Genomic DNA, 9280 nt, shown 5'->3' with positions numbered 1-9280 from the left:
TCCTCGTCAGTCAACTGCAGAGGTTTATCCAATGGTATTTCGTGAACATTGGCACTACTATATTGCGTTTTTACCAGGTCGATGTATGATAACATTTCTTCAACCTCATTCTTATAGCCACCCACGATCCAATCATTATACGCTGAAAGCAGTATTTGCCTACTATCTTTCTCCATATGACGCCACTTGATGATGTCTGCTGGCGACTTTGCATTAAGTAAAGAAATTTCGGCGTCCTTGTATTTATCGAATCCCTCAAAATATTCCGACTGTTTTTCATTATAAGCAACCATCATAGGTCCATGTTCGATAATTTCTTTCTTTTCCCCAGTAATCAAATCTTCTATTTCTTTCTTCACGAACAGTAAGTTGCGAAATTTCTCGGCCATTGCTTTATCTTCGTTAATCATTTGAAGAGTCCCCTTTAAAGTATAAAGTTGTAAACCATACTTTTTATGGTTTACTAAAATTTCAAATCTTATTAACTTATCAGCCTGGAAAAATAAAGGAGGAAAAGTGCATCATTAAGTATCCGGAGATCCGTTGGCTGCAGAAAAAGTTCGAGTGCTAACGGCTGCCGCGATTCGGAATCTATTCCGCAAGGTACATTTCATAGCCATTTGACAGCCTTGAAATGTACATCAGTGTGCTTCCTTATTACCGTGAGCGTCTAACCGCCCTCGAAAAGTAAATCTTTGCTATCGCTAATGAATTTGAACAATATAAGATTATCCAATCGATCCCCGGTATCGGAGAAAAAACGCACTGCAGCCGAGTGGCGAGAAGCGCTGTATGCATGCAAAGGCATAATATTTTTTCAAATCGAGCATAGTTAATACGTCTAATTAAATTCGAGGAGGTAAGTTAATGAAAGTTAGATCGAAAATTTGCATTTGTCTACTCGCTTTGAGTTTCACAATTACAGGATGTGGTATAAGCAATTCTAATCCTAATTTAGTAGTATCCGATGAAGCACATAAAAAGGAAGTTCAAACGCCTATTGATCATGGTCAAGCAAATGCTGGTGGATCTTATCAAGTTCTCAATACAGATCTAGATCGGATATATTACAGAAATGCACTGAATAAATCAGGAAATGAACTAAAGCTGGCTCTTCATGACATTATTGGTAAACAGAAAGTACTAGGATACGACGAAGTATGGAAAGCATTAAAAGATACTGATGAAGACCCGAGTAATCCAAATAATGTTATTCTCGTTTATTCTGGACGGTCTGATCCTAAATCCAACAATGGTGGGCAGAGTGGACAATGGAATCGTGAACATGTTTGGGCTCAATCGCACGGTAATTTTGGGAGAACGGCAGGAATAGGGTCAGATTTACACAATTTAAGAAAAAACCAAAGTAAATTCCGATAGAGATGATGATTTTGATGAAAGTGAAGAACCATATCCCGAAGCTCCAAATAACAAATGGGACACTGACTCGTGGCAGCCCCGCGATGAAGTTAAGGGTGATAGTGATATTGCTCGAATCATGCTCTACATGGATATTCGTTATGCAGGGACTAATGAAGGATCAGACAAGATGGACTTGGAACTTGTAGACAGTATGACTGATAAAGAACCGCGATTTGGAAAACTTTCAACATTATTGAAGTGGCATGAACTAGATCCTGTTGATGAATTTGAAAAAAGACGAAATGAAATAATTTACACGTATCAAGAAAACCGCATTCCGTTTATAGACCATCCTGAATGGGTTTCGAACATATGGGGAAGGTAAGAAAATGAGGGGCTCTCACAGAGCCCCTCAGGCTGTCGAGAAAGTCTCGCCAGCCTATTTTATGTTAATTTTGATTAAGACGACACCGCGTTAATGTTGTATAATATAGGTAACTATTGTAGAACGGATGGTGTTGATATGCTACGTTCCAACCGCGAAAAACAACAATCCTACGAATTTGTTTCCATCGAAGATCTGGTTCCTCAAGATCACTTGCTCCGCAAAGTAGATAAGTATATCGATTTTTCGTTTATCGATGATAAAGTTCGACCGCTGTATTGTGCAGACAACGGGCGTCCTGCCATTAATCCTACCGTGTTGTTTAAAATGATCTTCCTCGGTTATTTCTACGGCATTCGATCCGAACGACAACTCGAGCGAGAAATTCAGACGAACCTGGCTTATCGCTGGTTCCTGGGGCTGGGCTTAACGGATAAGGTTCCGGACCACACCACCATAAGCTGGAATCGTCGCACCCGCTTTAAAAACACCACGATCTTTCAAGATATCTTCGATGAAATTGTGCTGCAGGCGATCTCTCACCGAATGGTGGGCGGACGTGTTCTCGTCACCGATTCCACACACGTCAAAGCCAATGCTAACAGACACCAGTACACCAAAGAACAAGTATTACAGAATACCAAAGACGATATGGACGAGCTGAACGAAGCGGTGAAGGAGGACCGGAAAAACCACGGAAAAAAGCCTTAAAATCCCGAGAGGAAGTGAACGAAGAGAAAGAGATTAAAGTAAGCAAAACAGACCCAGACAGCGGCTATATGATCCGTGATGGCAAGCCCGAAGGCTTCTTTTATCTGGACCACCGTACGGTGGATACGAAGTACAATGTGATTACGGACGTGCATGTGACACCGGGGAATGTACATGATTCCGTCCCCTATTTGTCCCGTTTGGATCGCCAAAGAGAACGTTTTGGTTTTCAAGTAGAAGCTGTTGCACTAGATTCAGGTTATTTAACGACGCCGATTTGCCGAGGTTTACAAAACCGAAAGATTTTTGCCGTGATTGCTCACCGAAGATTCCATCCCAGACAAGGACTGTTTCCGAAATGGAAGTTTGAATACGATGCCAAACGCAATGTGTATAGATGCCCAGCCCAACAGGAACTGCCCTACCGAACGACGGACCGAAAGGGATACAGACAGTACGCGTCTGATCCAACTCAGTGCCAGCACTGCCCGTTACTGAGCCAGTGTACCCAGTCTCAGAATCACCGTAAAGTGGTGACTCGCCATGTCTGGGAAGACAGCAAAGAATGGGTACGGAAGAACCGGCTGAGCCCATCTGGAAAACGGCTGTACCGCAAACGAAAAGAGACGATTGAGCGAAGCTTCGCGGATGCTAAAGAGCTCCATGGGTTTCGCTATTGCCGTTTGCGCGGACTTCCGAACGTCAGGGAACAAGCCCTCATGACGGCAGCCGTGCAGAACATGAAGAAGATGGCGATCCACCTGGATCGCCTGGAGAAACAGGGGTAACCCCCTGTTTCTCCAGATACCAGAGCCTTATGATGTAAAGAAAAAGAAACCCACGTCTCAAAAAGACGGGGTTTCTCGACAATCTGAGGGGCTCTCACAGAGCCCCTCTAAAAATGCAGTGAGTTGTTCTAATATAATGAAAATATAAAAATGAAGTGGGAGACATTCATGATTTTGCATCCGAGTTTAAAGGATTATTGGGATAAACAGGTCAGTGAGTTGGTTCACATCGATGAACCTGATCTCGATCATGATCCAAGGGTATGATGGGAAACCAATTGAAGGTATCAAGTGTCAGCTTATCACGATAGAAAGCTTTTGAAGCACGGCTTCGCATATAAGAGTAGTCAGGAGAGTAACGTGAGTTCGTATCATCTTGAGCTTTCCGTACCACCAGGAACTCCACTTACATTGCGTTTCGATACAGATTGGACGCTAACAACTGCAATAGAATGGCACCCTTCAGTCGTTGCACAGATAGATACGAAGCCAAACATGGTAATCAATCGATTTCTTATGCGTGTTGGGCAAATTGACAGTGAGATAGCTGCAATAGATGCGCTTGCCGCCTACCAGTTCTGTGCCATGTGGATCTCCATAGACCCGGATCGGGAATCTGCCGAAACTGCCTCCACACGTCTGTCAAGTATGAAGTTTGTTCGACCAGAACTTCACCAATTCCGGAATAAGCTACTAGAGCATTTCGTAAATTTTTCGTGATGTCGTAAATCCAAATCAAGAGAAAGAAAGGAATATCATTATGGCGATTTATTCAGTAAAGCTCGTTGATCATACAGGCACGCAAGAAAGTTGGAGGTTAGGTCTCAAGGATGCAATCCAAGATCTTTTCAACCAATGTTTGGCAGGGACATCTGACACAGCTCTCGTGGATTGGGGGGGCGGAGTGGAGACAGATAATTTGGTTCTCCATTTCGTGGAGGATGTTGACCATTCGTATATTCAGCAACATCTACCCGGTAACCCACTCAAGGAGTTTATCGGTGGGCATACACGAAACAATAACGGGTTTGGAGTTTTACAAATTCGTTGGGTTAAGGGGTCAGCGCATCCAATACACATACTTGGGTTACGCCAAGGTGGCCCTTCATGAGTCTCTGCACAACCTGTTCCCCGGCTGGACCGAAGCCGACATGCACGATCCGTCCGGCGGGGGTGGTTTGGCAGCCTCACCTCCGCAACTACCTCCGACCGATATTAACAAAGAGCTTCTACAAAGAGGGCTTTCAATCAAAAACGCCCAACTCTTATAGGGAGACCACGTGGACATTTTTCAAAAAAACAAACTAACCTCCACTACTTTCGTATGCTGGAGGTTTGTTGTTCATTAGGAACGATAGATCAAGCGGCAGTTTCTACCATATATTCGGATCCGGATCCGGCGACCTTGGCACTCTTCGGCAGACAAAAGCAAGCACGGCGACCCCGTCGAAGTTGTATGTCTCCGTTACCGTCTCTTCTGTCGACACTGGATCCGGTTGGTTGATCGGGATATACAATGATGGAAATCTTACGCGCGGATTTGTTACCGTCATAGAATCAATCGAAGTCCTGAAGGAGGTTCTAAGACCGACAGGTTGTGCTATGACCGTATGATCTCTAATTCTGACAGGTTGCTCCGCAACCCGAATGTCAGACCTGATGTCTCTTGCACGGATGACGCCGCTATCCAGAGTTCGCGCCGCAACCGGAGTGGCAAGCCTTATCTCGCTCCCACGGATGATCTCTCTCTCTCGAATGATCTCACTACCCCGGACAGGTTCCTCCAAGACCGGAAAGCCAATATCCACATGGGGTGGCACTTCACCTGGAATGGTATGGGGAACGAGCGTCAGCTTTTGTAGGGGGAGGACATTTAGGATTGGAAGAACATTGGCTTGCCCTGAACTGCCCTTTTTTTTCGTTACCGTGATGTTCCTCACAACAAGCATCCCAGTGATATACGCCGGCACCCGGCCCTGACGAGGTATCCCACCATCGGAAACAACGCTATCATCGGACATTTTCCAATGTCGGCTGTTGAAAAATTCAGGCCTGAACCAGGAGCGTTTCACACCGACATATTTATATTCCAATGACAATGATTCGATATCCTCGTTTCCTTGGTCAGCACTAAAGACCCCCCTGATCTCGTCAGGGGCTTGTTGAATCAGACTGTCGATCTCCCCCTTGATCAAAGGTACTTTAATCCACGCCTGATTCTTATCAAATGCATCGCGGGGGTTAAAGAACGTCACGCAGAACGGAATTCCATTTGCATCCGCGTCCGGAACCTCAGCGAGATTGATATCATTGATATAACTTTGTCTATACAAAACGGCGAATTTCTTAACCTCCAGAATATTTCGTTGCATCTGAAAGGCTTCAACCTCGTTTTTGAACCCTAGGTTTATCCAATTTTGCATTGCCTGTTCCTTGATATTAAGCAACACCCGCTCACGACCGGAATCCCAAATTTTTTTTAACCTTTGCCCTTCTTCTCCCGTGGCATTGATGACGGTTAATTTCTCGGCAAGATAGGCTTCATTGGCTTCCTCGTAAGCGATTTTATACGTGGCGTATGCTTTTACCTTTTCCGACGTTATAACCGTTTCCGTACCGTCTGGATTAAACTGCTTGTCGGTTAGAAAGTCTATAGCCTCTGCCAATTGTTTTTCCTCTTCGGGTGATAATGTGCTTGTGGCGAACACAGCGTTGACCAAAATATCCTTCAGCTCATTCCACAAAAAAGTACCCGAAGGAGAAAAAACAGGCGCTCTATCCGAAGGGATCTCATTCATCATCCGAGCAAAATCAGCCTTGAAGTGCAGCTGTTCCAACGCGGACAAATCGTTCTCCTCCTTCATGAAATCCAACGAACGAGACGAATACGCAAGACCCAGCGGAAAGGTTAAAAACTGATCTTCTCTGTCGTAAATCTTCTTCAGCTTAACAGCCAAAGCGAGAGAGATTTTCTCTTCCATAACTGACCTCCCGATAGAAATATTGTGTGTTCCAGGTACCTGACTTCCCAATAGCCGGAGCTTACTGAGCGCCGCCTACGAACTCTTCCGGTTTGATTGCCGGATTCGGATTCGGTGATTTAGGGAATATATTGTTAACAAACCCAATAAGTTGAATTCCTTCAATTACAATCGCTCCACCTTCCGAGTGAGCCTTTTGATCGCGCTTTTCACTACCTCTGGAATAGGAGCCGCTCAGGCTGAATGGTCCCCAGCCAACCCTGCCACCAGCTTGTATTTGTGAGTTCACGTATTGCATCTGGGCATCAGCTTCATCAAATTTCAACCTGACATTGCGTACGAATAGCGCCGTCACTGGATAAGCAACGAGCCTACCAACCGGTTTTTCCTCTCCGTTTGAAACTTTCTTGTCGAAATTTAGGTCCCATAACTCATCGAGGGTCCATGCTCTCATAGAGAAGAAGCCCGGTTCGAACCAAGGTCGGCAGATTGGGATTTGAACGAACTCAAATTCCGCACTGAAATTCGTGGATTTTTGATTTTCCGACATCTCGATCTTGGAGCCGCTCGCCTGTGCTCCAACCGAGAATAGACCATACCAAGCGGAGCCGCCAGCGCTCCACGTGCTGGTTTTCTTGTCGGCATGGGTCTCATAATCACCTTCATAGTAAGTGAAGCGCGTCCATCCCGGACTTGTCGCGAAATTCCCCGGGATAAGCGTCGTGTAGTAAAAATCACTCGCACCGTCTACGGGGCTGGTGAGAAGTGCGCTTTTATACTTGTTAATCAAGTCCTGCTTGTACAGTACCATACTCTTGGAAGTTACTTGATCAATGTAGGCATTGATCCTCTGATAATCGTTCTTGTATCCTTGGGAGACCCACGCCATATCGGCTGCATTCATCTTCTCTCTTAGAAATTTGGACTTGTTTGCAAACTCGGCGACTCTGCGGATAGCCTCAGAATCATTCCCTTTTGCACTCTGGGCGTTAATCAAAACGTTCATGTAACTGTCTGCTTCATCAATATAGTTATTCATAAAGGTGGTATAGGCGATGGTCATAGGTCCAGGCTCAGTGACGGTCGTCTTCTCTTCCGTAATGATGTCGGTCCTTTCCTTGGTCACGGTGAGTAGATTACGGAACTTCTGCAGCTTTTCCTTTTCACTATCGCTCAGCTCTTTGTCAACAACCCGGCTGTACTTAAGAACATCCCCATAAACTGAACTGATGCTGTCCTGCGTCGAGGTGAACATGGTCTGCTGCATGGCAGCATCGACTAATTCGTTGTTAACGTCTGGAACAAAATCTAAGAGTTTGGAGAGGACGAAGGCCTGATGGTAGCGTTCTTTCGTTTGTTGCGCATCATCGGCAATCAGTCCTTTGGCACAGTAGAGGAAATCCTCCGCGATAAACGGAATCCCGGGAAGCAGCCAGGACACGAACTTATTCCTAGGTATCGTAATGTTTGGATCATCACCAGTAACCGTCGCGTAAAGCTTGGCAATTAAGCTTTTCATCAGATCAGCAGAATGGTCTTTAGGCATTTCCAAATCCCCTTTTTGATAAGACCCACGGTTGAATTTCCAGCAGGTCTTTTGTAGTAACAACAATAAGTATTAACAAGAATATCCCGCAAAATTCTTTTGATATCGAATAATTCATCTATTCTGGCATTTCATCCTTTAATTGCGTCCAGAGACACTGCTGCGTTTAGATCGACTTTGTCATCGATGCCATCTATCTTCCCTTTTTCGCTATATTGCCAAATCGTCCATTTCGTCCATCCACCATCATTAGGTGGAGCTGAAATATTACTGTAATTAGCAACCCATAACGGGAGATCGGATAACGCGTTGTTAAACTGTTGGTACAGATTGATGAACCAATTGCCGGTATAGAGCATGACTTCTCGGCCGGTTGCTTCTTTTACATCATTTATGAATGAACGTGCCCATTGAACAAGATCTGAAGCGCTTATTCTTGTGGGATCTTCAGGCGACTCCAAATCTAATACAGGCAGCAAATCAGTATGATATAGATTTAACAACGATACGAAATGCTTTGCCTCGTCCGATGGACTGTTCTTATCGGGTCTGGCAAAATGATAAGCGCCTACCGATAATCCGGCCTTTTTGGCACCGTCAACGTTCTTGGAAAATTTCGGATCTGTTCTTGTGCTACTTTCGGAAGCTTTGAGATAGGCGAATTGAATGCCTTCCGACTTCACTTTGTTCCAATCAATATCCCCTTGCCAGTGCGATACGTCAATCCCTTTCACATCTGTGTCTGAGCGTGATTGCATCGGTGAACTGCACCCCTTTTTTGGTGTATCTTTTATTGATAATACTTCCTTAGCATGGGTAGAGATGTTATATATTATGTAGAGATGGGGAGATACAATCATGTAATAAAACAATCAAGCAAAAGATCAGTATACTGATTGTGCATCTGTCATTCCCTCGAGTTGGATTGGTCGCACAACCATCTTACGGAATGTACAGATGTTTTTCTATATTTACGAGCTAAAGCATAATGAACACTGGGTTTCAAGCACTATGTTTTGTGTAGAGCCACTGGGTATGCATGAAAAGTATTTTTCGGATACAGTAGATCTGGTCAAAGATTCACGGTGTATGTAATGAAGAAAAAATTCGAAAGTATGAGTATAGTGATAGAAATGATTTTGATAAGTCGCTTTTTAATCGGTATAATTTACATGTAGTAATCAACAATTCAAAATGATATATTAATTATCCGGCCGTAAGATAGGCTGTGATGTAATCATTAGATGGACTTCAGAATTCAAAGGATCACCTACGAGGTATTATTTACCAGTAGTATGGATCACCAAAGTATGATATATTAATTATCCGGCCCAAGGAAAAGCCAAATGAAAAATTGATCTTTGAAAACTGAACAACGAGTGAGTAAATTGATTTTGTTCGCAAAATCAAACAAGAGATATTTTATCTCGTCAGTTTCAACATGAGCTTATCGCTCTTTCTATATACCAACTTCGGTTGGTCTTTAATGGAGAGTTTGATCCTGGCT

Annotated in this window: 5 protein-coding genes and 1 pseudogene; 2 read left to right on the top strand and 4 right to left on the bottom strand. The window is 44.1% G+C overall.

All coding sequences use genetic code 11. From position 1 onward, the window contains the following. On the bottom strand, positions 1 to 410 hold a 410-nt coding region (locus ACWGOO_RS21600), incomplete at its 3' end, for a hypothetical protein (RefSeq protein WP_452486739.1). Between the two features lie 457 nt (positions 411 to 867). Here ACWGOO_RS21600 and ACWGOO_RS21595 point away from each other — a divergent pair. Continuing rightward, positions 868 to 1747: pseudogene (locus tag ACWGOO_RS21595) on the top strand (endonuclease I family protein). Positions 1748 to 1885: 138 nt separating this feature from the next. Then, positions 1886 to 3246, top strand: a protein-coding gene (locus tag ACWGOO_RS21590; RefSeq protein WP_452486737.1) for an IS1182 family transposase whose coding sequence is annotated in 2 segments (ribosomal slippage) — positions 1886 to 2453 and positions 2453 to 3246 — 1362 coding nt in all. Because the reading frame shifts where the segments join, the coding sequence is not laid out codon by codon here. A 1373-nt stretch (positions 3247 to 4619) separates the two neighbouring features. Here the strand turns inward: ACWGOO_RS21590 and ACWGOO_RS21585 are convergent. The 3 genes from ACWGOO_RS21585 to ACWGOO_RS21575 all read right to left on the bottom strand — a co-directional run bounded on the left by ACWGOO_RS21585 (position 4620) and on the right by ACWGOO_RS21575 (position 8531). Continuing rightward, positions 4620 to 6227: a hypothetical protein gene (locus tag ACWGOO_RS21585; protein ID WP_452486735.1), complete on the bottom strand. Its 1608-nt coding sequence runs from the start codon at positions 6225 to 6227 to the stop codon at positions 4620 to 4622. 61 nt (positions 6228 to 6288) lie between these two features. Further along, positions 6289 to 7773, bottom strand: a complete 1485-nt coding sequence (locus tag ACWGOO_RS21580; protein ID WP_452486734.1) for a hypothetical protein — start codon at positions 7771 to 7773, stop codon at positions 6289 to 6291. 131 nt (positions 7774 to 7904) lie between these two features. Continuing rightward, positions 7905 to 8531, bottom strand: coding sequence for a glycoside hydrolase family 25 protein (locus ACWGOO_RS21575; protein WP_452486732.1), 627 nt, complete (start codon positions 8529 to 8531; stop codon positions 7905 to 7907). Between the last annotated feature and the right edge of the window lie 749 nt (positions 8532 to 9280).

It is taken from the genome of Paenibacillus sp. NPDC055715 (assembly GCF_053617595.1).
The sequence above is the reverse complement of the archived record's forward strand: the minus strand, read 5'-3'. Positions and strand labels throughout refer to the sequence as shown.

What these genes read in the sequence shown, in the direction of transcription:
- ACWGOO_RS21575 (WP_452486732.1), bottom strand. Translation starts at nt 8,531, where the DNA reads ATGCAATCACGCTCAGACACAGATGTGAAAGGGATTGACGTATCGCAC.
- ACWGOO_RS21580 (WP_452486734.1), bottom strand. Translation starts at nt 7,773, where the DNA reads ATGCCTAAAGACCATTCTGCTGATCTGATGAAAAGCTTAATTGCCAAG.
- ACWGOO_RS21585 (WP_452486735.1), bottom strand. Translation starts at nt 6,227, where the DNA reads ATGGAAGAGAAAATCTCTCTCGCTTTGGCTGTTAAGCTGAAGAAGATT.